This is a genomic window from Planktotalea sp., assembly GCF_965659345.1.
Classification (GTDB): domain Bacteria; phylum Pseudomonadota; class Alphaproteobacteria; order Rhodobacterales; family Rhodobacteraceae; genus Planktotalea.
On record NZ_CBFHVK010000014.1, the window covers coordinates 88,488 to 113,188 of the forward strand.

Consider the following 24,701-nt stretch of genomic DNA (forward strand, 5'->3'; position numbering starts at 1 on the left):
TCTTGTTTATTCCGCGCGCTCCACAGTGATAGCTGTGTTCAAAGCGGCGAAGCTTTCCTGTAGTGTGTTCTGCCTCTGAGACCGATTCTGATCTCTTATACGTTGTATTAAGACTATCTATGCCGCGAATACCATGTTTATGGCAAGACATTCTATGTTTTGAGCCTGCATTGGTTTCAGGTCGAAGTTAAGGTTTTTATTTAACCTGCTGAAAAACATAAGTTATTTCAATTTCGTATATTTTAGCGCTCATCCTAAATATGCGCGAGTTGGAGCAGCATTCACGAATCAGAGTAAAATTTCCTTGATGCTTGCGCTTGTTTGGGTGCCATGATGGGTTGGTGCAAACAATGAAATGAGCGACATGAACGGCGATCACGCAAACCGAGTTCCGAAGATTATATTCGTTGGTGTTGACGGTGTGCTTGTTCGCTTTGCGGAGCAGATGAGTGATGCAGCAAACGCTGCGGCCTTGGCATTTCATAAGCATATCGAAAATATCGCACCGGTTGGCATACGAGAGGCCGCGCCGTCATTAACGGCTGTTTATCTCAAGCTAGATTTGGATGCGGAAATCGAGCAGGTCGTCCAAAGCGTGACCGAAGAGGTGCATGCGCGAGATTGGTTTGCAGAGCCGATGCTGCAATCGCGCTTGTGGACAATTCCTTGCAGTTTTGATGGCCCGCAACTTTCTGAGGCAGCGCAGCTTGCCGGGGTAAATGAAACACAGGCTGTCGCGCAGATTACCTCAACGCAGGTTCGAGTGCTCACGCTGGGATTTGCGCCGGGTCAGCCCTATTTGGGCAATTTAGAGTCGCATTGGAATATTGCGCGCATGGACGGTGTTGCGCCAAGAGTTCCTGCGCGTGCGCTTGTTGTTGCGGTTGCTCAATTGATCATCTTTGCCAATGAGACCCCAACAGGCTGGCGTCATATCGGGCAGAGTGCGTTTCAGTGCTTTGATCAGAACCGAGCAGAGCCGTTCGCGTTTCAAGCGGGGGATCGTGTGCAGTTTGTAAGTGCTGCGCGCAGTGAGATTGATGCGCTTTGGGATGACAGTTTTGTGGGTGCACGCTTGGAGGTGGTATCGTGACACCTGTGATCCAAGTTGAAAGAATCGGGGCGGCGGTCACGGTGCAAGATGCAGGCTGGAGCGGGACACTTGCGCTAGGGCTATCGCGTGGTGGTGCCGCTGATACATTTGCGCTGAGCAGTGTTTGGGCGTTGCTGGGTGAAAGCGATACCGCTGTTTTAGAGATAGCCGGATTTGGCGGCACGTTCAGGTTTTTGAGCGACGCGCGCATCGCGATTGCGGGGGCGGTGATGGATGTGCGTTTGGACGGTACTGCGTTGCTTCATAATGCGGTGCATTTTGTTCAAGCAGGACAAGTGCTGGAAATCGGCGCGGCGCGCGTTGGGCTTTATGGCTACCTTGGGATTGGCGGTGGGTTTGTAACGCCGAAGTTTCAAGGGTCGGCGAGTACGCATCGTGGGGCAGGGCTTGGTCAGGTTATTGAGGTTGGTCAAACACTGAAGATGGGCGCTGACCCACGGCCGGACCGGATTGGATTGGCTTTGCCGAGCAGGCCCAAAAGCAGTGCTGCAATAAGAGTGGTTGCAACCGCGCATACCGAGCTTTTCTCGGAGCAGGTGCGAACGCGGTTTGAAGAAACGGTCTTTACGCGTGGGTCCAAAGGCAATCGTCAAGGGGTTACGTTGGAAAGCAGTGAGGATTTTGCATTGCAAGGCGGGCAATCGATCCTGTCTGAAACTGTGATTCCCGGTGATATACAGGTGCCGGGGCAGGGGGCGTTGTTTGCGTTGCTTGCGGACAGTCAAACGACGGGGGGATATCCAAGGATTGCTGCGGTGCTGCCCTGTGATTTGCCAAGAATTGCGCAGGTTGTGGCGGGGGACGAACTGAAGTTCAAATTTGTCACGCGTGAAGAGGGCATTGCAGCCGAACGTGCAGAGCGAAAAGCGCGCGCCACATTGGGCAAACAGTGCAAAGCAATTCTGCGCGATCCGGCACAGATCAATGATTTATTGTCGTGCCAACTTATCAGCGGTGCGGTTTCGGGAGAGAGCGAATGAGCAAAACGGTCGATTTAAATGCGGATATGGGCGAGAGCTTTGGGGCATGGTCGCTTGGGAATGACAGCGCGCTTTTGGATATTGTGACCTCTGCTAATATTGCATGCGGTTTTCATGCGGGCGATCCTGACGTGATGGCGCGTACGATGAAGCTGGCGTTTGAAAAAGACGTCGGTATTGGTGCGCATCCGGGATTTCCTGATTTGCGAGGGTTTGGGCGGCACCGCATGCATTTGCCACGGGCACAGTTAGAGAACGCGGTGCGTTATCAGTTGGGTGCTGCGCAGGCGATGGCAAAGGTTGCAGGGGGGCATGTGCGACATTTGAAGTTGCATGGCGCTTTGGCAAATATGTGTGCAGAGAATTACGAGATGGCGCATGGCTGTTATCGCGCGGCTTTGGATGTTGATCCTGATATCATCATCATGGTGCTAGCGGGAACCGAGCAGCAAAAAGCGGTTGAGGCATTGGGTTGCGCGTTCGCTGCGGAAATTTTTGCAGATCGCGCATATAATGATGATGCGACTTTGGTTGATCGTTCCTTGGAAGGGGCGGTTATTCACGATGCCGAGCTCGCCGCTGCGCGCATGGTCGATATGGTGCAAAGCGGTGCGATGATTGCGCAAAGTGGAAAGCGCATTCCAACACGGATTGATACGATTTGCATGCACGGCGATACGCCCGAAGCTGTTGAGATCGCGCGCGCGGTGAGGGCTGCGTTAGAAGCGGCGGGGATCAAGATAACAGCGTTTGCTAATGGATGAGGCCAATCCATTTTGGAACGAGCTGTGTGACGGGGTTTTTGGTGAGCGCGTCGCGCCCTATAGGCTCACGGGTGTGGGGCATTTGCCGTCATATTTCCGAACGACTGATTTAGCGGAAGCGTCGATAGGATTGGCAGGCGTTGCTTTGGCGCGGCTTGGTGTCGGCGAACCGGTTTCGGTAGATCGACGACGCGCAGCGCTTTGGTTTGATATGACATTGCGACCCATTGGTTGGGAGGCAGGTTCGCTCTGGGATGCGGTTGCGGGGAATTATCAATGCAAAGATGGATGGATCAGGTTGCACACCAACGCACGCCATCACCGCGATGCGGCCTTGTCTGTTTTGAAGGTTGCGGCTGATCGCGATTTGGTTGCCGGAGCTGTTTTGGACTGGAATGGTGAAGCCTTGGAAAAGGCGATTGTTGCGGCGAACGGGTGTGCGGCGTTTATGAGGACTGCCAAGGAATGGCGTGCGCACCCGCAAGGGCAGGCACTGGCGCGCGACCCTTTGGTGCATTGGCAAGATTGCGGAGACTGTGCACCGCGTGCGGCGACGCTCAAAGGTCTGAAAGTGCTCGATTTGACGCGTGTGTTGGCAGGGCCTGTGGCGACAAGGCTGTTGGCTGGATTTGAGGCAAATGCTTTACGCATTGATCCGCCGTCTTGGAATGAGCCAAGCGTTGAGATGGAAGTCACTTTGGGCAAACGCTGCGCGGGGTTGGATCTGCGAAAAAGTGATGACTTGGCGCGTTTGAAAGAACTGATGCAAGAGGCGGATGTTTTTGTGCACGGGTATCGTGCGGATGCTTTGGAACAGTTAGGTCTTGGGGCGGAGGTGCGGCGCGCACTGAACCCTGAGATGATTGATGTCAGTTTGAATGCCTATGGGTGGAGCGGGCCATGGGTGGGCCGACGTGGGTTTGATAGTTTGGTGCAGATGAGTTGCGGGATTGCGGCTACTGGGATGGCTGAGAGTGGAGGGAGCAAACCTGTGCCGTTGCCTGTTCAAGCGCTAGATCACGCAACAGGATATTTGATGGCGGCCTGTGTTTTGGAGGCTTTGAAAGCACGTTCTGAAGGGGTTTTGAAATCAGCTAAGGTATCGCTCGCACGGACTGCGCTGTTGTTGATGAAAGAGCCTTTTGCGTTTGTGAGCGAGGGAGCGATCGTGCAAAGCGCAGCTGATTTTAGCGATGGCGTTGAAGCGACGGGCTGGGGGGATGCACACCGCGTGAATCCGCCTTTGCGCATCGATGGAAAATTGCCAGAGTGGCCTATTGCTGCAGGTCCTTTGCGACGCCATGAGGCTGTTTGGCGTGAATAATCAGATTTATTTTCAAATTTATCAGAAGGTTCCTTTCTTTAATCGATTGCTTGGCGCGTTTGCCTTGCTGCGCCATGTTTAGGGCAATCAGCTTCAGGATAAGATCATGACAAAACGCACATATTTTGCACCGCACGGCGGACATCCTGGACAGGAGCAAATGCTGACCAGCCAAGCGATTTTCACAGAAGCCTATGCGTTTCTGCCGGCGAGCACGATGCGCGATATCGTGACGAGCTTTCTACCGTTTTGGGAAAAGACGCGGTTATGGGTGATTGCGCGTCCGATGACGGGATTTGCAGAGACCTTTTCGCAATACATTATGGAAGTGCAAGCTGGTGGGGGAAGCCAACGCGCCGAGCTCGACAAAACTGCACAGGGTGTTTTGTTTGTTGTAGAGGGCGAGATCAGCGTGAGTTTCAAAGGCGAAACTCATGTGTTGGGCGAAGGCGGTTATGCGTATTTGCCTGCGGGTCTTGATTGGACATTGGTGAATGACAGCGCAAATGTCGCGCGGTTTCATTGGCTGCGCAAAGCGTATCAGGCGGTTGACGGTCTGGATGCGCCGGATCCGATAATCGCGAATGAGAATGATATTGCGCCGACAGTGATGCCGGATACCGATGGTGGTTGGGCGACGACGCGCTTTGTGGACCCGAACGATATGCGTCACGATATGCATGTGACGATTGTGACGCTGATGCCCGGAAATGTGATTCCTTTTATGGAAACCCATGTGATGGAACACGGGCTTTATGTGCTGGAAGGCAAGGCAGCCTATAAGCTGAACGCTGATTGGGTCGAAGTGGGGCCGGGTGATTTTATGTGGCTGCGCGCCTTTTGCCCGCAAGCATGTTACGCGGGCGGGCCTGGTCCGTTTCGATACTTACTCTACAAGGATGTGAATCGGCACGCAAAGCTTGGGTTGTGATTTAGAGGCGTTGCGCAAGCGCCGTTTTGCCGAACGCTAATTGGCCTCGCTTTCAAATACCTTGCAATTCAAGGGCGAGAGTTCTATATGGCAAGGGCGACGTTACCACTATCGACCCAACTGCTCCTATCTAACGGCCCAGTCTTCGATCTTGCACTGACTAGCCGACCTGCCGCATTCCGTGGGCAGTATATTTAGGAGAATTACGATGGCTACTGGCACCGTAAAATGGTTTAATACTACAAAAGGCTTCGGCTTTATCGCACCAGACGGCGGCAGCAAAGACGTGTTTGTACACATCTCTGCAGTTGAGCGTTCCGGCCTTACAGGTCTTGCAGACAACCAGAAAGTTACTTTCGACATCGAGCCAGGCCGTGACGGTCGTGAAGCAGCGGTTAACATCGCTCTGGCATAAGCCAGCGTTCCTTCGGGAACTGTTTGAGAGTTAGAATTGAGAAGGGCGTTTCATTTCGAAGCGCCCTTTTTCTATTTCGGGCCTGATAGTTTGTTGAAATTTCTCAAGATCGGGCCGCGCCGAGTGCGAAAGAAATGTCTTGCGCCGCGCGCATGACGGAGGTTGCCAGTGTTTCGATTTGATCTGTGCTCACACGTGTTGTCGGACCTGATACGGAGACGCCCGCGATCACCTCACCATGAGCATTGTGAATGGGGGCTGCGATACAGCGCATTCCCAGATTCTTTTCCTGATCATCCAGCGCATAGCCGCGCGCGCGGGTGGTTATCATATCCGCCGCGAGGCTTTCCGGGGTTGCGAGCGTATGGGTAGTAAAGACTTCTAATCCGAGAGCAGCGAAACGTTTGAGCCGTTTCTCATCCAAATGCGCGAGCAGGGCTTTGCCAATTCCAGAGGCATGCATCGCAGACAACGTGCCAGGCGCAAAAAAGGCGCGGATGGGCGCGTTGGTTTCAACCTGAGAGACGAACAACACGGCGCCGTCTTTTTCGATGCCAAGGTTAGCGGTTTCACCGGTTTCTTCCATCAAACGGCGCATAATGGGTCGGGAGACATCGATAAGGCTGGTCCGGCGAAGAAAGGTCGAGCCGATTTGATAGGCCTCAGGACCGATGTGCCATGTTTGATTTGCTTCGTCCATTTCCACAATGCCATGTAGCGCAAAGGTGGTGAGCACGCGGTATAGCGTGGCAGGAGATTCATCCAAAGTGCTGGCGAGTTCACTAAGCGTTGCCGTTTCGATTTGCGCAAGTTCAGAGAGAACGCCAAGCGCGCGATCGAGAGATTTGATCGTATTCTGCTCTGTCTTTTCATTGAAGGCACGGGGGCGACCACGATGGCGAGGGGAATCTACTTCGATGGGTTTAGGTATGGTTTTTGGCATAGATTTGACCCTTGTTTTCAGTTTTATGAAAATAGCATTCATAATATGAAAAAATCAAAATCTTGTAAATAAACAGTTTTTTCAAAGAACACGCATATGAAAAAAGATTTCAAAAAAATTTCAAGATAAGGGCACAAGCCTTATGAGTTAGCCAAGCTAATTTAGGAGTGTCGCCGTGAGTTTTCAGAATCCAGTTTTCATCCCCGGTCCAACGAATATGCCAGAGGAGATACGTCTTGCCACCTATATGCCAACGCTCGACCATCGCTCGCCTGTGTTTGGTGGTATCCTACATCCTTGTCTTGAGGGCGTTCGTCGGGTTCTGAAATCTGAAAGCGCTCATATTTTTATTTTCCCATCAACTGGAACGGGCGGTTGGGAAACGACAATCACCAACACACTGAGCGCTGGCGACAAAGTACTGGTCGCGCGTAACGGGATGTTCAGCCATCGCTGGATTGATATGTGTGAACGTCATGGTCTTGATGTGCAAATCGTTGATGTTGCTTGGGGTGATGGACTGCCTGTCGCTGAATATGAGGCGATCTTGAAGGCAGATACATCGCATACGATCAAAGCGGTTCTTGCCACGCACAATGAAACGGCAACGGGCGTGAAGTCCGATATCGCGGGCGTTCGCAAAGCGCTCGATGCAGCGGCGCATCCGGCTTTGTTCTTTGTGGATGGTGTATCCTCGATCGGGTCGATGGACTTTCGCATGGACGAATGGGGCGTGGATGCTGCTGTGACAGGGTCGCAAAAGGGATTTATGTTGCCTGCCGGTCTGGCGATTGTGGGTTTCTCTGAAAAGGCGCGCGCTGCGGTTGAGCAAGCGACGTTGCCGCGTACGTTCTTCGATATCCGCGATATGGAGAAGGGCTACGCTGCGAACGCCTTTCCATACACGCCACCCGTTGGTTTGATGAATGGTCTGAAATGCGCGATTGAGATGATTGAGGCGGAAGGGCTTGAGAACGTCTTTGCACGTCATACCCGTATCGCAACGGGCGTGCGTCATGCAGTCGATGCTTGGGGGCTGAAGCTGTGTGCGAACGCGCCAGAGCTTTATTCTGACAGCGTTAGCGCCATTCGGACCCCTGAAAGATTCAACGCTACCGATATCGTGACCCGTGCAGATGAGCAGTATGGTATGGCGTTTGGTGTCGGACTTGGGGACGTGGCTGGCAAAGTGTTCCGGATCGGGCATCTTGGGATGTTGACGGATGCGATGATGCTGTCGGGTTTGGCAACGGCTGAGATGGTGATGAAAGACTTGGGTCTGGATATCAAGCTTGGCTCTGGTGTTGGCGCCGCACAAGAATTTTATCGTTACGGTAAGTGAGGGGATCTGATGTACATACCAACATATCAAGACATGCTTGAGGCGCATGAGCGGATCAAGCCCTATATCAACCGCACACCTGTGCGCACGTCGAAATATTTGAATGACCTCACGGGTGCGAAGCTCTTCTTTAAGTGCGAAAACTTCCAAGAACCCGGTGCGTTCAAAGTGCGTGGTGCGACCAATGCAGTGTTCGGGTTGAGTGAAGAGCAGGCCGCAAATGGGGTCGCTACGCATTCTTCTGGGAACCACGCGTCTTGCTTGAGCTACGCTGCGATGGTGCGCGGAATTCCGTGTAACGTGGTGATGCCGCAAACGGCACCGCAAGCCAAGAAAGACACTGTGCGTCGTTATGGTGGGGTGATTACAGAATGTGAGCCATCCACCAGCGCGCGCGAAGAGACGTTTGCCAAAGTTCAAGCCGCGAGCGGCGGTGATTTTGTGCATCCCTACAATGACCCTCGCGTGATCGCGGGGCAGGGGACCTGCGCAAAAGAGTTCATGGAGCAGACCGACGGTTTGGACATTGCGATGGCACCAATCGGTGGTGGCGGGATGGTCTCTGGAACATGTTTGACCCTGTCGCACCTTGCGCCTGAGGTTCAGATTATCGCGGCAGAACCTGAGCAAGCAGATGATGCGATGCGCAGTTTCAAGGCGGGGTATATCATTGCTGATGATGCGCCTAAAACGATTGCCGATGGTTTGTTGGTGCCGCTGAAAGAACGGACTTGGCATTTTGTCAGCAACCACGTCACGGACATTCTAACTGCCTCTGAAGAAGAGATCATCAATGCGATGAAGCTGACTTGGAAGCATTTGAGAATTGTGATGGAGGCCAGTTCTGCTGTGCCACTGGCAACAATTTTGAAGAACAAAGAGCGGTTCGCGGGCAAGCGGGTTGGCATAATTATTACGGGTGGGAATGTCGATCTCGACAAACTGCCATGGACACTGAACTAAGGAGAGCTCCGATGAAAGATATCAATTTTGACACGCTCGAAGTTGGCTATGACGTTCCGGCAATTCCGGGCATGGATGAGGCGGATATTCAAACACCTGCGCTTGTTCTTGATCTGGATGCGTTAGAGCGCAACATCAAAAAGATGGGTGATTATGCCAAAGCGCACGGCATGCGTCACCGCGTACATGGCAAAATGCACAAGTCTGTGGATGTCGCGAAGCTGCAAGAAAGTCTGGGTGGCGCGTGTGGTGTTTGCTGTCAGAAGGTGTCTGAAGCGGAAGTATTCGCACGTGGTGGCATCAAAGACGTGATGGTATCGAACCAAGTGACAGATCTGGCCAAGATTGATCGTTTGGCACGTATGCCAAAGCACGGTGCGCGCGTTTTGTGCTGTGTGGATGATCCTGCGAATGTCGCCAACTTGTCAGCCGCGGCTGTAAAGCATGGCACGCAAATCGAAGCTTTGGTTGAGATTGATTGTGGCGCAGGTCGCTGTGGCGTGACAACGACCGAAGCGGTTGTGAAGATTGCCAAGATGATTGATGCCGCTGACGGGCTGAAGTTTGCGGGCATTCAAGCCTATCAAGGCGCGATGCAGCACCTTGATTCATACGAAGAACGCTCCAGCAAGACAGGTGTTGCGATTGGCATGGTAGAGGACGCTTTGGCTGGTTTGAAAGCCGAAGGTCTTGAGTGCGATATCGTTGGCGGCGGTGGTACGGGTTCGTATTATTTTGAGAGCAATTCCGGTGCGTTCAATGAGCTACAGTGTGGATCCTACGCGTTTATGGATGCGGACTATGGCCGTATTCTGGACAAGGACGGCAAGCGCATTGATGAGGGCGAGTGGGAGAACGCGTTGTTCATTCTGACAACTGTGATGAGCCATTCCAAAGCCGACAAAGCGATTGTGGATGCTGGTCTGAAGGCGCAGTCGGTAGACAGTGGATTGCCCACGATTTTCGGCCGTGATGATGTGACGTATATGAAGTGTTCTGACGAGCATGGCGTTGTGGGTGATCCGGACGGTGTATTGAAAGTCAACGACAAGCTGAAATTGGTTCCAGGTCACTGTGATCCGACATGCAATGTACATGATTGGTATGTGGGTGTGCGCGGCGGCAAGGTTGAAGTTGTTTGGCCAGTGTCTGCGCGCGGCAAGGCGTATTGATTTCGAATTGCTAAAGCAATCCGACTGGTGCGAGGGGCTAGCCCCTCGCGCTCCCCAGGATATTTATAGAAAGAGGAAGCGCATATGTGGATCGTACCGGAGCGTGAGATTGCGGACTTGTTGACGCGGGATGCGTCGTTTGACGCGGTTGAAAAAGTTTTTGCGGCTATGGCAGCGGGCGATGCATACAACTTCCCCGTCATTCGTGAAGCTATTGGGCATGAAGATGCGCTTTATGGTTTTAAGGGTGGCTTTGATGGAGTGGGCGGAACGCTTGGTCTAAAGGCTGGCGGCTATTGGCCCCGTAACCTCGAGAAGCGCGGGATCATCAATCACCAATCCACTGTCTTTCTGTTTGACCCTGACACCGGCAAAGTGGCTGCGATGGTCGGCGGCAACTATCTGACGGCGCTTCGCACGGCTGCTGCGTCATCTGTGTCGATCAAGCATCTTGCGCGCAAAGACGCAAAGGTGATGGGCATGGTGGGTGCGGGTCATCAAGCGACGTTCCAGTTGCGTGCCGCGCTGGAGCAGCGGGAGTTCGAGAAGGTGATTGGTTGGAATTACCACCCTGAAATGTTGCCGAATATCGAAAAAGTTGCCCAAGAAGCGGGTGTCCCGTTTGAAGCGGTTGAGCTTGAAGGGTTGGGTGAGGCGGATGTTGTGATTTCTATTACCTCCACGTTTGCGCCGACGATTATGGCAGAGCATATCAGTGCGGGCACACATATTGCTTGCATGGGAACTGACACCAAAGGCAAGCAAGAGGTCGAAGCGGCGCTGCTGGCGCAGGCTACCGTCTTTACTGACGAGGTGGCACAGTCGATTTCTATTGGAGAGGCGCAGCATGCGATTGCGGCCGGCTTGATCCAAGAGTCAGATGTGCATCAAATTGGCGCGGTGATTAACGGCGCGCACAAAGGGCGTACGTCTGATGAAGAGATCACGCTGTTTGATGGCACGGGGGTAGGTTTACAGGATCTCGCAGTGTCGGCCGCAATTGTGCGTATGGCTGTTGAGCAGGGTGTTGCGATTGAAGTGGATTTCTAAAGCACCTGAGTGAGAAACGATTGAGCGCCTTTGGCAGTGATGTCAGAGGCGCTTTTTAGTTTGAGGTGGCGGCGATGTTTGCCTTTACCCTCTAGCACGCCATTTGGATCATCAAGAGATGCGCCGTCGGAAAACTCTAAAGACACGTGATCTTTGTAGGTGAAAATGCCGCCGACAAAGGTTTTATCGTCTCCCTCGTTCGGACACATCACGTGGCCGCCGTACTTGGGAACGAGGCGGATGTCTGCGTTTATGTCACCTACGAGAACGGCGAGGGCATCCTTGATATCATCCATGGTGCGGCCTTTCGTTTTAGGTAGTCTACAGTTTGAAAAAACAAAAAGGCGCCCCAAATCGGAGCGCCTTTTCTAGGTTTGTGAGTGAGGAGAAGCTTATGCTTCGTCCATGTCCTTTGGCAGAACCAAGTTCAGAACAATCGCCATCAGAGCTGTTGGTGCAACCGCGGATGTTGCGAGTGTTTTCACAACGCCTGGCAGATATTGAACAGCCGTTGGGACTAAGTTCAGACCCAAGCCAAATGCGAGGCTCACCGCGATGATGATCATCGTGCGACGTGTCATCTTCTCTTCTGCGAGAACGTTAAGACCAGCAGCCGCAACCATGCCGAACATAACGATCACACCGCCGCCAAGTACTGGCAAAGGCATGGATGCGATGACTGCGCCGATCTTTGGGACCAGACCACAGACAACCATAATTGCACCGGCAATGGTCACAACGTGACGCGACATAACGCCTGTCATGCCGATGATGCCGACGTTCTGGCTGAAGGATGTGTTTGGCAAGCCGCCGAAGACGCCAGCAACTGCTGTGCCCAGACCGTCCGCATATGTAGCGCCTGCGATTTCTTCGTCTGTGGCTTCACGATTTGCGCCCGCTTTTGTTGTCGCGGAAGCATCGCCCACGGTTTCAATCGCAGATACGATGGAAACGAGGGTGACTGCGATGACAGCGCCGAGGTTGAACTCAAAGCCGTATGGCAGAGGCTGAATGGATGTGATCCAGCTCGCATTTGCGACAGCGCCGAAGTTAACCATCCCAAGTGCGAATGCGAGTGCATAACCTGCGAGCAAACCAATCAGGATTGCGGCCATGGACAGAATGCCTTTGGTGAAGAACTTCAGGATCAGGGAGACCACGATCACCGTGAGGGCGACGGACCAGTGCTTGAGGGAGCCAAAGCTCTCTGCTTCCATCTGGAAGGTCGCTGCACCGCCTGCTGCGTATTTGATCGCTACCGGAATAAGGTAAAGACCAATCGCGAGGATCACGAGACCAGTGACCAACGGTGGGAACAAGAAACGCAAGTGCTGAATAACAGAACCAAGCAGGAAGTGGACAACACCACCGATGATGCAGGCCGTCAGAGCGACGCCAAGACCTTGCGTTGCCGCGATGCCAGCGAGAACACCAACGAATGCGAAGCTCGTACCCTGCATGATTGGCAGACGCGCACCGATTGGGCCAACACCAACAGTTTGGAATAGCGTCGCGATACCCGCGAACAACATAGCCATTTGGATGAGATAGACTTGCTCAGCACTACCGAATGCAAGGCCAGCTGCGCCCGCAACGATGATGGATGGCGTGACGTTAGAGGCGAACATCGCCAGAACGTGCTGCGCGCCCAGTGGAACGGCTTGGCCGAGTGGTGGAGTGGTATTCGGGTCGCTATATGCGCCCATCGATGTATCAGCCATTGGTATTCTCCCCTTCATAGCTGTGAGTGTCGACCGCTTCTATGTCGGTCATGTTTTGTCCCTTACCACAACATGTGGGTTTGAGAGCGGAAATTCTTCCAAGTTGTTGCCGTCGCCAATTCTATCGACAACTGCGAACTGACCAGAGCCCGATAAAGGCGTCAAAACGCCATGCCAAGTGCCTTTATGAAAGTTGATGGCTTGGCCTGCTTGAGTTTCGAATGCGATGGGCGTGCCGGGGGTTCCGTTGTCGTCCGGTGCGACGATGACGAGGAAGCCGTCGTTGCTCATCGGGATGAACGCTTGGGAACCTAGCGGGTGACGCTCGACCAGATCGAATTCATATGGAAGCGTGCGGATTTCGGCGTTGAACAGGCTCAGACCGGCACGGCCGGTGCCAAAATCCATTTGCGCGCGGTCATGGTATCGCTCGCATTTACCCAGATTGATGATCATGTCAAAATCGCCGGTGCAATCGATCAGATCACCGTAGGGGGCGAAGTTTTCTGCGGTGATGGGTTGGATTTGGATTTCAACGCTCACGGCAGAATGTCCATCAGGCGGAAGTCGGCGATACGCTCTACCTGTTTGCAGGCCTCTGCGAATTCAGTGGCACGGTCGTTGTTGATGCGGCGATGGAACGCGTCGAGGATGCTGGCTTTGTCATGATCGCGTACCGCAATGATAAAGGGGAAGCCGTGTTTGCTGACGTACTCTTCATTCAGTTTGGTGAACGTCGCTTTTTCCTCGTCCGTTAGATAATCCAAACCTGCGGCGGCTTGCTCTGCGGTGCTTTCAGCTGTGAGGCTATTGGCCTGTGCGAGTTTGCCTGCAAGATCGGGGTGCGCGGTGAGAACGCCGAGGCGTTGCTCTTCGTTGGCGGAGCGGAAAATACGGCAAAGCGCGTTGTGCAGGCCGATGGCCGTGTCGTGGGTGCGGCCGAGTTCGAGCTCAAACGCGCCTTCGGCGATCCATGGCGAATGCTCAAAAATGGAGCCATACTTGCTGACGAATGTCTCGCGGCTCATCTCGGAGGGACGTTCATAACGGACATGCGGGTTCTGCGCTGCCCAATGATCCGCGATCTGCTCGCGTGTGGCGAACCAAACGCCATCATGGCTATTTGCGTAGGCAAGAAAATCTTGCAAAGCCTGCGCACGACCGGGGCGACCCATGAGGCGGCAATGGAGGCCGATCGACATCATGCGACCGCCTTCTGCGTACAGCACATCAAAGCTGGCTTTGAGATATTCAAAGAAATGCGCGCCTGTGTTGAAGCCTTGCGGTGTCGCAAAACGCATGTCGTTGGCATCCATCGTGTAGGGGACGACAAGTTGATCGTGATCGCCAAATTCCATCCAGTAGGGGACATCATCTGCGATTGAATCTGCGACGTACTTGAACGCGCCATTCTCTGCTGCGAGGCGGACGGTGTTGTCAGAGCAGCGCCCGATATAGAGACCGACAGGAGCTTCGCCAACGACTTCTGTGTGTAGGCGGATTGCCTCTTCCAAGTCGGCTGTTTCGACTTCTGGCGTTGCGTCTTTGTATTCGATCCACTTGAGACCATGGCTGGCGATTTCCCAGCCAGCCTCTTTCATCGCGCGGACCTGTGTTGGCGCGCGGGCAAGCGCGGTTGCGACGCCGTAAACTGTGATAGGTGTTTTTTCGAGCATACGGTGAAGGCGCCAAAATCCCGCGCGCGCGCCGTATTCATAGACTGATTCCATGTTCCAGTGACGCTGACCGGGCCACTGTGCGGCCCCGACGATCTCGGACAAGAATGCTTCTGACGCGGCATCACCATGAAGGATGTTATTCTCGCCACCTTCTTCGTAATTCATCACAATTTGCACCGCGATCTTGGCACCATTTGGCCAGTTCGCTGCGGGCGGCGTCGCGCCATAGCCATGCATATCACGAGGGTAACGAGTCATTGGGGTTTTCTCCTGCCTTTTGGGGTGATAAACCAGAACATTAGAAAATTTTTTCAAAAAAATCCGAATACACTATCGGATTGATCAAACTTTCGCCGTGATAGAGAAAGATGCGACATAATCAAGCAAATCAGGAGTGAGCGCGATGGCCGGATATTTGACCACACATGTTTTGGATACGGCACGCGGTTGCCCTGCGGCGGGCCTAGAGATCGACCTGTTTCGCATTGAAGGCGAGACGCGTGTGAAGCTGAAAAGCGTTGTCACCAATGACGATGGCCGCACGGATGCGCAGATTTTGCCTGCGGGTGAGTTTGAGCTAGGCACGTATGAGTTGGTGTTCCATTGCGGTGGGTATCTGGACGCTTGTGGCGTTACCCCCGAAAGCCCGCGTTTCTTGGACGTTGTCCCGATTCGCTTCGGCATGTCCGAGGCGGCGCATTACCACGTGCCTTTGCTGCTCTCACCCTTTGGGTATTCGACGTATCGGGGGAGTTGATTGGGGGACGTTTGATATGGTGAGTTGAAGGTCAGCAGTGCGGGACTTTGCAGACATTGACGTTTGGGCATGTTGCTGACGCAGCATTTGTTCGCAGTCGCAGAGACGTGTTTTTTGCGGTGCCGCGAGTTTCACCAGAGCAGCTATTCAAATCCACCTTCAAGTACCAGACCCGGACTGTCCTTTCGCTGCGAAGAGATCAAACTGGCATGATAAGGACAAAGCTGCCTTCAAAAAATAGTAGTTTTCCGACAACCCTGCACATCAGTTGGCCACTTGCACAACGGAGGTCCTTTGAACGCGCGATGTCCATATGATTACACTCAAGATTAATGCCGCACCCATCAAGTTCGCCAGAAGCGCTAGCGGCCAATAGGCCCCCATTGCACCGAGAACCAGCAAAGGGGCCGTGACCCACCCGATGGGGCCTTCGGCATACCATTGGATCAGCGCGTTGGTGGCATAGATGCCAAAGAGCGCGAAAAACCCGATTTGCAGGACCTCGATCAAGTCACCTGAGATGAGTGGTGTATAGGCAAAAAGCAGTGGCACGATGTAAAGGCCTTTGGCGATCTTCCAGCTCTCAAAACCTGTCTTCATAGGACGCGACCCCGCAATGCCAGCAGCCACAAAGGCAGCCAGACAAACGGGCGGGGTCACGTTTGAGTCCTGGCTCAGCCAGAAGATGATCAAGTGGGCGGTCAGCAGGAAAGTGTTCTGCAACGCCGGGTCCACCATGACGGGGCGGATCGTGACAGCGACCTCAAACGGGATGGCGCGGATCAGCGACCAAGCTTCCGCTTTGCTCATACCCTCAGAGACTTGCATGGCTAAAGGGTGATCCACAAGGAAGAACAGCGCGGATTGTGAAGGATCGGAAATTCCCTGAACAAGCTGTTCTACGATCACGCCATCTGCCATCAAGCCGGCCAGTGCGGGTGCGGTGAGGATCGCGAGGATGATATAGGCGGCCGTCACAGGCAGCCCCATGCCCAACACCAAAGATGCAATCGCGATTAGCACAATCGCCAGCGCAAGCGAGCCTTGCGACCATTGCGCAATCATGAGCGAGAAACCGTTGCCCACGCCACTGGTGACGATGGCGTTGTTCATGATCCCAATCGCGGCCAGCAGGATCGCGGTCATGATCGCGGAACGGATGCCGCTGATCAGCGCCTCGGCAATCCGCGAGGGGCCCATGTTGACAGGTTTGAACATTCCGTTCTTGGTCATGCGCGCCAGCAGGCTGGTGGCCCATGACGTCACCACCAGCGCAAGGATCGCCCAGCACGCGGCAAAAGACGGAGTCACGCCGGATAGCAGCATCCAGATCATCACCATCAGCGGCAGAATGAAAACCAGACCTCCCGACAAGAGCTTACCTTTATCTACGGTCAGGTCGATCTCTGCTCCCGCATCGTATTTGACAGCCTCGATGCGCACGATTGCGGCAACCGACAGGAAATAGAGGATCGCAGGCACGACCGATACAGCAACAATCGTGCCGTAGGGGATAGAGGTATAGCTCGCCATCACGAAAGCCCCTGCCCCCATGATAGGCGGCATCAATTGTCCCCCGGTGGAGGATGCCGCCTCGACCCCGCCGGCAAACTGCGGGCGGAACCCGTTTGATTTCATCAACGGGATGGTGATCACGCCCGTGGATGCTGTGTTGGCGATGGCCGAGCCAGAGATCGTGCCTGTGAGAGCAGAAGACAGCACCGCCACGAAAGCTGCCCCTCCTTTGATGCGGCCTGCGATGATCTTGGACAGCTCGATCACAAAATTGCTTGCGCCCGAAACCACCAGAAAACCACCAAAGACCATGAACAGGGTAATGTTCGTCACAGAAATGGTGGTCAAGATGCCAAACAGCGCTTCGTCGTTATAAAGCGTGCGGAACAAGACGTCGTCAACGGGCAGGCTGGCCGAGCGGAAGACGCCGGGCAACCATGACCCCAGAAAGAGAATGTAGCAAAGCGATGTGATCACGAGGATAGGGATCACCCAACCGGATACGCGCCGCGACAGATCAATCGCGGCAAAGATCAATAGCAGACCTGCGGCCCAATCGATCGCGCCAAACTGCCAACCCTGACCTGTCACAGCAAGCGAGCGCTCATACAGCCCTGATTCAGCGCTTGCCACCCAGAGGGCCGCGGCGGCGATCAATAAGCCATATGTAAAGTCCGCGATCCAAGCCCAAGTTTGATTGGCTTTGCTGCCCCAAGGGCTGATCGTCACGGCGGCCAGAAAGCCAAAGCCTGCAAAGTGAATGGCGTTTTGCCAAAGACCGGGTTCATTTAGGAAAACGTTGGTGGCGACATGCCACAGGGCGAAAACCAAGGCAAAAGCCGCTACGATATAGTGCACACCAAACGGACCTTGCGGCACTTGCAGCAAGCTGCTGCGCGGATCGATTTGAAACTCGTGATCTTTGGCCATGTCGCCCCCCATTGAACACAGAAAAGGGACGCCAAATCCGACGCCCCTTTTCTACTTCTTTTGGCTTATTCTGCGATCAGGTTCGCAGGGATATCCAAACCAACTTCGGTGTAGTAGCGCGCAGCACCTGGGTGCAGGGGCGCTGGCAGGCCAGCCATTGCGGCCTCAACTGCCATCGCTTTGGTCGCGGGGTGGATGGCTTGCAGGAAGGGCAGGTTTTCATACATGGTCTTGGTCAGCAGATAGACATGCTCTTCGTCGACGCTGGCGTTTACGGCCAGAAAGTTCGGCTGTGCGATGGTGTTCACGTCCTTGTCCTGACCGGGGTATGTGCCAGCGGTGATTGTGTAAGGCACCCACAGGTTGCGCCCGCCGTCCATGGCTGCGGCCTGCTCTTCGGTTACGTCAAGAATGGTGAACTTGCCCTCGCTTGAGGCCATCAGCTTAGTGATCGCACCTGTTGGGGGGCCCGATGGGATACCGGCGGCAACAGCTTGGCCGTTTGCCATCGCGTCCGCTGTGGGGCCATAACCTGCATCAACCAGTGTAAAGTCTTCCAGTGTCAGACCAAGACCGGACAGCAACACCTTGTTGGACCCGATGGTGCCAGAGTTCTGACGCCCCATGCCAACAGATTCACCTTTGACAGACATCAAATCTTCAACGGTGCCAGTGGCAGCTTTGTCAGCGGCCATGACGAATTGCTCAACGTTCTGCCACAGCATCGTAACAGAGCGCAGGTTCTCCTGAGGCTCGCTGACGGGGCCTGTGCCTGTTACGGCATAAGATCCGAAGAGACCCTGCAAAATAGCAAAGTCAGCTGTGCCCGCTGACAAGGCCTGCACGTTCGCGCCAGAACCTGCGGAATTCACAGCCGTGAGCGAGAACTTTTGCTTCGGCAGCAATTTGACCTTGGACAAGGTTGAGATCGCTGTGCCAACTGGGTGGTATGTACCACCTGTGGACGCAGTGCTCAGAACATAGTCGGTGCCTTCCGCAAAGGCGGCACCTGACGCGACGAGTGTGGCGCTCAGCGTGAGCGCTTTAAAAAATTTCATGATGATCCTCCCAGAATCTTTATGCCAGCTTGGCTGAGGGTATTCATGAGGGATGCAAGAAATCAGTCATATGAAGGAAAACGCAGGGTGTTCAAAAAAGACTCTGCGGATTTCCGCAGAGTGGATTTAACGCTTCAACAGTGCATCTTTGTCGAGGGCAAGTTTCACCACTTTCTCGTTCAATGTGCGCCGCCCTATCCCTAAGGACGCGGCTGCGTCATCCATACGCCCGGCTTCTTGGCGGATGGCTTGGCTGATCAATTCCCGCTCAAACGCCGCGACTGCCTCACGCAGGGTGCCGGGGAAAGATCGCGCTGTGGTTTGACGTGCGATAGCTTGGCGCACAGAGCCGCCACCGCGCCGCTCGGCCAACACGCGCCGCTCTGCGACGCTTTGCATTTCGCGCACATTTCCGGGCCACGGATGTGACATCAACGCTGAGACATCATCGTTGGTCAGGTGCGGAGATGACAGCTCATAGAGTTGGGCAAAATGGGTAAGGTAATGACGGAACAGCAACAAAATATCATCACCGCGATGCGCCAGATTGGGCAGCTCAATAACCAGCGTATTGAGGCGAAACATCAGGTCTTCACGAAAGGTCGCATCCGCGACTTGCTGTTCGATTTGCGGCGAGGCTGCACTGATCACGCGCAGGTCGACGGATCGCATTTCCGCATCGCCAACGCGTTGATATGTTTTGGTTTCAATAGCCCTTAGAAACTTTGCTTGGGTCTCTGCGGGCATTGAATCCAGCTCATCCAGAAACAAGGTGCCGCCATCTGCCGCGGCCATCAGCCCGCCCGTACCCTCAAGGGTGCCATAAACGGTTTCTTCAAACCGCTCCGGCGGGATGGTTGCGCAGTTCACTGGAATGAACGGCGCTGTGGGTTTACCCCCGATATCATGCAGGGCACGTGCCACGGTATCTTTGCCGGTCCCCGTCTCGCCCAGAATAATCACGTGTGCGCGGCTCAGGGCAAAATCAAATATCTGGTCTCGCACCGAGATGATCTGATCACTTTTGCCGATTAGTACGCGTTCAAGGTCCGTGAGCTCAGCCAAACGGTTCTGGAGCGCATTCGTGTCATCAATCAGTCGTTTCATGCGGATGGCGTTCTTGAGAATACCCAGAAGCCGTCGGGGTTCGAAAGGCTTTTCCACAAAGCTGTAGGCCCCGTCCTGCAATGCGTTCACTGCCATCGGAATGTCACCATGAGCTGAAATCAGCACCACTGGCACATGGCTGACTTCGCGCACCTTTTTCTGAAAAGCGAGACCGTTCATTTCAGGCATCTGCACATCACTCAGGATCACGTCCGGCGCATGTGTTTGAAGCGCTGCCAACCCTTCCGCAGCGCTTTTGACCAAATGCGTCTCATAGCCTGCGCTTTGCAAGAGATGTCCAAGCGAGGTGCGCATCTCTTGGTCGTCGTCGATCACCAAAATCTGTGCTGGTTTCATGTGGGCGCCATCCGTGGCAGGGTAACGATAAACTCAGCACCTTGATCGACGCTGCCAAGCCGCAAAGTTCCCCCGTGGTCGTGAATAATCTGTGTTGCAATGGCGAGGCCAAGCCCCATGCCAACGCCCGAGGGCTTGGTGCTAAAGAACGGCTCTTGAAGGTCTGACAGGTTTGCTCCGCCAAGCCCGGGTCCATTGTCCAAGATGCGGATTTCAACCTGATCACCCGCTTCACAAAGGGTCACGCTGATGGTTGGGTCGAGCGTCTGCGCGACGGCTTGGATGGCGTTTTTCATCAGATTGATGAAAACTTGTTCCAATTGCACCTGATTTGCATAGAGACTGATTTCAGGGCTGATGTCAGGGCATTCCAACAGGATGTTTTCGCGTCTCAGATCATCGTTCAGAAGAGCTATGGCCTCGTGCATGACAACACAGAGCCGCACGGCTCGTTTGTCTTCTTGCCGCCCGCGCACGAAAAACTTGAACTGCTGTATGATCGTTTCCATGCGGTTCACAAGTTTGTTCAGATTTAGAGCCGTCGCAGGAGAAGTGATTTCATTCCCGATCTCGGCGGCTGCCAGATGGTTCTTGAAGGCACTGATGGGTTGTCCAAGCTCATGGGTGACAGAGGCCGCAATGTTTCCCAAGGCCGCCATTTTGGAACTGCGCGCCAGCTCGGTCTGAGCCGCTTCGAGTTGATGATTGGTGGCCACCAACGCATTCCGTTGACTCTCCGAAACCTGATAGGCCAGTGCGATGCGGCGCGACCGCAGAAAGGTGGCAAACCCCACAAGCATGGCGATAGCGCTGCCAAACAGGGCGGTGACGATCAGAGTTTGGCGCAAGATCAGGCTTTGGGGATGTAAGTAATACACCGTCCATTCGCGCCAGTCACTTTGAACTGCGTTAGCCAGATATGCGCGGCCATCCACCAAGGCGCCCCCCGCTGGCTTTGCCTCCCAAGGCAAGGGGGCAAGCGTCTCTACCCCGAACTGACGGCTGTTCATAATGCGCTGGCGCACGTCTGTGTCCAAGATGCCGATCGGCCGATAGAGCCATGAAGGGTCTGAGGCCAGAACCACAATGTTGTTCTCGTCTACAGCGACAACAGTTTCGCTGTTGCTTTCCCAAAAGCGCTGCAATCCGCTGACATCAATCTTTATGGCCATGACCCCTTGTGGGGCATCCCCGTTCACCATGACAGGCTCAGCCACGAAATAGCCGGGGCGTCCTGACGTGGCGCCAATCGCGAAATAATCGCTGCGTTGTCCTTTCAGTGCGTTCTGAAAGTAGGGTCGAAACCCATAGTTTTGGCCTAAAAAACTCTGTGGCTCACCTGCATTAGAACTTGCAACGACAAGCCCTTTCGCATCCATCAAGTAGATCGCCTCTAGTTTAGCTTGCTGGGTGATTTCCTTAAGGCGCGCACTCGTGAAGGGTTCTTCCTCGGGTTTGCCCAAGGCAGTGGAGTTGCGGGGATCACTCGCAATGACAAATGGCAGGTGCTGATGCTGGCGAAACATCTCATTCACTGAGCGCAAGTATAGAACGCTGCGGTTCGCTGCGGTTTGCGCCTCGACGCGCTCAAAATAGCGTTGTGAGACCATAAAAACGAGCAGCGTCGCCAAAGCCACTGTCAAGATCAGCACACCCAGAACGCCACGCCGCATTCTTCGTGGAAGAAAGTTCTCAGTACTTTGGGGCATCACGTCCTCCTCGCATTGAAGGAATAGATGTTTCTGACAAGCAGTAAATGGTTTTGCTGCGGACCCTTACAATAAGCCTGCGGAAATCTGCAGGCCAAGAAGGGAGTATCGCAATTCGCATCTCAATGATTGAGACGCATTTCTACGCGAACGGTCGAGAAGCAGTATCTAGAGAAGCCGAAAAGCCGGGTAAAGACTAATCAATTGTGATTGACCCCTTTGAATTTGGCAGAACTCGTCTGGGTTTTGCGATTTAATCTGACCCGGCTCTCAAAAGTACCGTCACCGTTGGGATGTCTTGGTGTTTCTAGCACCACGGGCAGCGCGTCGATTGTCATCTTTGCCCGTAACTGCTCAGATGCGATCAAGTTACCCCTGCGGAGGGCATGCGTGACCGCTTTGCTCACCGCGAGGCAGCGTAGGAATTCGGGCTTTTGCAGCAATTTCTGTGCTGCGAAGGCGCGCAGCACAATTCTGACACTTCCGATATGGGCTCATAGCTGCCTTTCGCAACAATTCTAACGCAACTCATCCCTTAACCGCTCCCTCCATCCGCTCGATCATAAACTCCATGAACAAGCGTGCTTTCGGGTCTTGGTGGCGACGATGCGTATACAAGCAGGCCATTTGCACGGGCAGGGGCGGGGTCTCAGCAGCCACAACAACCAAAGCGCCAGAGGCGAGGTAATCCGCGATCTCAAACACGGGGCGCAGGGCGATACCGGCACCTTGTAGCGCCCAATCGGTAAGAACATCGCTGTCGTCACACTCAAACCGTCCTTGGACGTCGAATTTGCGGGGGCCATCGGAGGTAGAGAGTTCCCATTGGAATTCTGTAGCACCGGGGAAGCGTAGGTTGAGGCAGTTGTGTTGGCCGCGGTCGATGTCCGTCCCGCTTTGGGGATGACCATGCTTAGCGATGTAGGAGGGGGCGGCACACAAGACGCGCTCGCAATCGGCGATCTTGCGGATGCGTAGGTTGGAATCTTCCGGGCGCCCCAAGAAGAACGCGATGTCGAGGCCCTCTGCGGTGAGATCAATCTTGCGATCGCTCATGCGCAGGCGGACATCGATGAGCGGAAAGTCCTTTGCAAATTCTGGGACATGCGGCGCAATCAGCCGGCGACCCACGCCAAGTGGTGCTGCGATATGCAACGTGCCGCGCGGATTTTCTGTGGCATCGCCAACGCCCGCTTCTGCAACTTCAACCGCCTCGAGAACCGCGCAGGCACCGCCGTAAAAGATCGTGCCTTGCTCTGTCGGGGTCAGCGAGCGCGTGGTGCGTTGAAATAATCGCACGCCAAGATGGCTTTCGAGTTGCGAGATGCGTGCGGAGGTGACAGCAGGTGAAATACGTTGATCGCGCGCGGCGGCAGACATGCTACCAAGTTCGTAAATGCGCACGAACGTACGAAGGTTATCGAAGTAAGACATTGTTTGGCTATTTTTGACACTCTTTGTAGAATGCCAATTATAGCGGAAAAATAGGCAAGTGGATAGTCTGTGCTCAACGAAGGGAGACAGCATCAATGTATGATTTTGCAATACTCTGGGATTGGATCGCTTTCGCGGTCCGTTGGCTTCATGTAGTCACGGCTATGGCGTGGATTGGCGCGTCTTTCTTTTTCATCGCATTGGACCTTGGTTTGCGCAAAGCACCGAGTGCACCTGAGGGTGTGTTTGGAGAGGAATGGCAGGTGCATGGGGGTGGTTTTTACCACATCCAGAAGTACCTTGTTGCCCCTGAGAATATGCCCGAGCATCTGATTTGGCACAAATGGCAGAGCTATATTACATGGGTGTCTGGTGCCGCTTTGTTGATGATTGTCTATTGGGCGGGGGCGGAGCTGTTTCTGATTGATCCAGCTAAAGCCGATTTGTCTGTATTTATGGCAATTGTGATTTCTGCGGGCTCTTTGACGATTGGTTGGATTGCTTATGATTTCATGTGCAAATCGCAATTGGGTGAGACGCCGACTTTGCTGATGGTGCTTTTGTTTGTGATCCTTGTGGTCATGGCTTGGGGTTATAGCGAAGTGTTCACAGGGCGCGCGGCGCTTTTGCATTTGGGCGCGTTCACGGCCACGATTATGACAGCGAATGTGTTTTTCATTATCATGCCCAATCAGCGCATTGTTGTGGCTGATCTGAAAGCAGGGCGCACGCCGGATGCGAAGTACGGCAAGATCGCCAAGCTGCGCAGCACGCATAACAATTACCTCACGCTGCCAGTTATCTTTTTGATGCTCTCAAACCATTATCCTTTGGCGTTTGGAACAGAGTATTCCTGGATCATTGCATCGTTGATTTTCTTAACGGGTGTCACGATACGCCATTACTTCAATACGTTGCATTCCACCGGCAAGGGTCCGAGCTGGACTTGGGCGGTGACGGTGATTTTGATGATCATCATTGCTTGGCTTTCAACAGCGAACACATGGGGTGAGGACTACGATGTGGCTGACGCACAGCCGTTGTCTGCGTATCAAGAAATGTTGGTGGCTTCAGCTGGCTATGAAGAAGTGGAAAACATCGTACTTGGGCGCTGCTCGATGTGTCATGCGCGTGAGCCGAGTTGGGACGGCATTCGCTGGGCCCCAAAGGGTGTGTTCTTAGAGACCCGCTACGATATTGCGCGCGGGGCGCGTGAAATTTATCTGCAAGCGGGTGTTTCGCATGCCATGCCGCCTGCCAATATCACCGAACTTCCTGAAGAGGACCGCGTGAAGATTGTGCGGTGGTTTCGGGGTGCCGGGAAAGTGGCCGAAGCCCAAAGGTAATTTTTGCTACTTAATGGGCTTTGTTGCACAAATCGGTCTGAGGCCGATCTCCCCCTTACCCCAGACGGATTTAGCCTACAGCCACGGTAC

22 protein-coding genes are annotated in these 24,701 nt (G+C 54.0%); 12 read left to right on the plus strand and 10 right to left on the minus strand.

Going from position 1 to position 24,701, the window contains the following annotated elements:
- Positions 1-364 precede the first annotated feature (364 nt).
- The 6 genes from ACTG3Z_RS12730 (at position 365) to ACTG3Z_RS12755 (ending at position 5,528) form a co-directional block, all read left to right on the plus strand.
- Positions 365-1,093 carry a 5-oxoprolinase subunit B family protein gene (locus ACTG3Z_RS12730; protein ID WP_439143438.1) on the plus strand — a complete coding sequence of 243 codons (729 nt, stop codon included), beginning with the start codon at positions 365-367 and terminating at the stop codon, positions 1,091-1,093.
- Positions 1,090-2,094 (plus strand): biotin-dependent carboxyltransferase family protein, encoded by a 1,005-nt coding sequence (locus ACTG3Z_RS12735; RefSeq protein WP_439143439.1) that lies wholly within the window; start codon positions 1,090-1,092, stop codon positions 2,092-2,094. The genes ACTG3Z_RS12730 and ACTG3Z_RS12735 overlap by 4 nt, the downstream gene beginning before the upstream one ends.
- The gene (locus tag ACTG3Z_RS12740; protein WP_439143440.1) at positions 2,091-2,858 is read left to right on the plus strand and encodes a LamB/YcsF family protein; all 768 of its coding nucleotides are present in this window, start codon (positions 2,091-2,093) and stop codon (positions 2,856-2,858) included. Before ACTG3Z_RS12735 ends, ACTG3Z_RS12740 begins: the two co-directional genes overlap by 4 nt.
- Complete coding sequence (locus ACTG3Z_RS12745; protein WP_439143441.1) at positions 2,851-4,182, plus strand: CoA transferase; 1,332 nt, start codon at positions 2,851-2,853, stop codon at positions 4,180-4,182. Before ACTG3Z_RS12740 ends, ACTG3Z_RS12745 begins: the two co-directional genes overlap by 8 nt.
- A 106-nt stretch (positions 4,183-4,288) precedes the next feature.
- Positions 4,289-5,113 (plus strand): bifunctional allantoicase/(S)-ureidoglycine aminohydrolase, encoded by an 825-nt coding sequence (locus ACTG3Z_RS12750; protein WP_439143442.1) that lies wholly within the window; start codon positions 4,289-4,291, stop codon positions 5,111-5,113.
- Positions 5,114-5,321: 208 nt separating this feature from the next.
- Positions 5,322-5,528 (plus strand): cold-shock protein, encoded by a 207-nt coding sequence (locus ACTG3Z_RS12755; protein ID WP_072631473.1) that lies wholly within the window; start codon positions 5,322-5,324, stop codon positions 5,526-5,528.
- Positions 5,529-5,631: 103 nt separating this feature from the next.
- Here the strand turns inward: ACTG3Z_RS12755 and bhcR are convergent, their stop codons facing one another.
- Entirely contained in the window at positions 5,632-6,471 is an 840-nt protein-coding gene (gene bhcR / locus ACTG3Z_RS12760; protein ID WP_439143443.1) for an HTH-type transcriptional regulator BhcR, read from the minus strand.
- A 175-nt stretch (positions 6,472-6,646) separates the two neighbouring features.
- On the opposite strand from bhcR, the gene bhcA reads away from it, so the two are divergent.
- The 4 genes from bhcA to bhcD all read left to right on the plus strand — a co-directional run bounded on the left by bhcA (position 6,647) and on the right by bhcD (position 10,998).
- Entirely contained in the window at positions 6,647-7,813 is a 1,167-nt protein-coding gene (bhcA, locus tag ACTG3Z_RS12765; protein WP_439143444.1) for an L-aspartate--glyoxylate aminotransferase BhcA, read from the plus strand.
- A gap of 9 nt (positions 7,814-7,822) precedes the next feature.
- Entirely contained in the window at positions 7,823-8,776 is a 954-nt protein-coding gene (gene bhcB, locus ACTG3Z_RS12770; protein WP_439143445.1) for a beta-hydroxyaspartate dehydratase BhcB, read from the plus strand.
- Positions 8,777-8,787: 11 nt separating this feature from the next.
- Complete coding sequence (gene bhcC / locus ACTG3Z_RS12775) at positions 8,788-9,948, plus strand: 3-hydroxy-D-aspartate aldolase BhcC (protein ID WP_439143446.1); 1,161 nt, start codon at positions 8,788-8,790, stop codon at positions 9,946-9,948.
- Positions 9,949-10,032: 84 nt separating this feature from the next.
- Complete coding sequence (gene bhcD / locus ACTG3Z_RS12780; RefSeq protein ID WP_439143447.1) at positions 10,033-10,998, plus strand: iminosuccinate reductase BhcD; 966 nt, start codon at positions 10,033-10,035, stop codon at positions 10,996-10,998.
- Here bhcD and ACTG3Z_RS12785 read toward each other — a convergent pair.
- The 4 genes from ACTG3Z_RS12785 to puuE all read right to left on the minus strand — a co-directional run bounded on the left by ACTG3Z_RS12785 (position 10,995) and on the right by puuE (position 14,656).
- On the minus strand, positions 10,995-11,294 hold the full coding sequence (locus ACTG3Z_RS12785; RefSeq protein ID WP_439143448.1) for a DUF1801 domain-containing protein: 300 nt from the start codon (positions 11,292-11,294) through the stop codon (positions 10,995-10,997). The two genes, bhcD and ACTG3Z_RS12785, sit on opposite strands and share 4 nt — an antisense overlap.
- A gap of 96 nt (positions 11,295-11,390) precedes the next feature.
- Positions 11,391-12,719 (minus strand): uracil-xanthine permease family protein, encoded by a 1,329-nt coding sequence (locus tag ACTG3Z_RS12790; RefSeq protein WP_439143449.1) that lies wholly within the window; start codon positions 12,717-12,719, stop codon positions 11,391-11,393.
- A 48-nt stretch (positions 12,720-12,767) separates the two neighbouring features.
- A complete protein-coding gene (locus ACTG3Z_RS12795; protein WP_439143450.1) occupies positions 12,768-13,262 on the minus strand; it encodes an ureidoglycolate lyase in 495 nt (164 codons plus the stop codon).
- Positions 13,259-14,656, minus strand: coding sequence for an allantoinase PuuE (gene puuE / locus ACTG3Z_RS12800; protein WP_439143451.1), 1,398 nt, complete (start codon positions 14,654-14,656; stop codon positions 13,259-13,261). Before puuE ends, ACTG3Z_RS12795 begins: the two co-directional genes overlap by 4 nt.
- 145 nt (positions 14,657-14,801) lie before the next feature.
- Between puuE and uraH the strand changes: the two genes are divergently transcribed.
- Positions 14,802-15,155 (plus strand): hydroxyisourate hydrolase, encoded by a 354-nt coding sequence (gene uraH, locus ACTG3Z_RS12805; protein WP_439143452.1) that lies wholly within the window; start codon positions 14,802-14,804, stop codon positions 15,153-15,155.
- Positions 15,156-15,419: 264 nt separating this feature from the next.
- Here uraH and ACTG3Z_RS12810 read toward each other — a convergent pair whose 3' ends face one another.
- The 5 genes from ACTG3Z_RS12810 to ACTG3Z_RS12830 form a co-directional block, all read right to left on the minus strand.
- On the minus strand, positions 15,420-17,600 hold the full coding sequence (locus tag ACTG3Z_RS12810; RefSeq protein ID WP_439143453.1) for a TRAP transporter permease: 2,181 nt from the start codon (positions 17,598-17,600) through the stop codon (positions 15,420-15,422).
- A gap of 65 nt (positions 17,601-17,665) precedes the next feature.
- On the minus strand, positions 17,666-18,658 hold the full coding sequence (locus ACTG3Z_RS12815) for a TAXI family TRAP transporter solute-binding subunit (RefSeq protein ID WP_439143454.1): 993 nt from the start codon (positions 18,656-18,658) through the stop codon (positions 17,666-17,668).
- 126 nt (positions 18,659-18,784) lie between these two features.
- Entirely contained in the window at positions 18,785-20,122 is a 1,338-nt protein-coding gene (locus ACTG3Z_RS12820; protein WP_439143455.1) for a sigma-54-dependent transcriptional regulator, read from the minus strand.
- The gene (locus ACTG3Z_RS12825; protein WP_439143456.1) at positions 20,119-21,831 is read right to left on the minus strand and encodes a sensor histidine kinase; all 1,713 of its coding nucleotides are present in this window, start codon (positions 21,829-21,831) and stop codon (positions 20,119-20,121) included. The genes ACTG3Z_RS12820 and ACTG3Z_RS12825 overlap by 4 nt, the downstream gene beginning before the upstream one ends.
- A 528-nt stretch (positions 21,832-22,359) precedes the next feature.
- Positions 22,360-23,265, minus strand: a complete 906-nt coding sequence (locus ACTG3Z_RS12830; protein WP_439143457.1) for a LysR family transcriptional regulator — start codon at positions 23,263-23,265, stop codon at positions 22,360-22,362.
- 95 nt (positions 23,266-23,360) lie between these two features.
- On the opposite strand from ACTG3Z_RS12830, the gene ACTG3Z_RS12835 reads away from it, so the two are divergent.
- Positions 23,361-24,611, plus strand: a complete 1,251-nt coding sequence (locus tag ACTG3Z_RS12835; protein ID WP_439143458.1) for a urate hydroxylase PuuD — start codon at positions 23,361-23,363, stop codon at positions 24,609-24,611.
- Positions 24,612-24,701 lie beyond the last annotated feature (90 nt).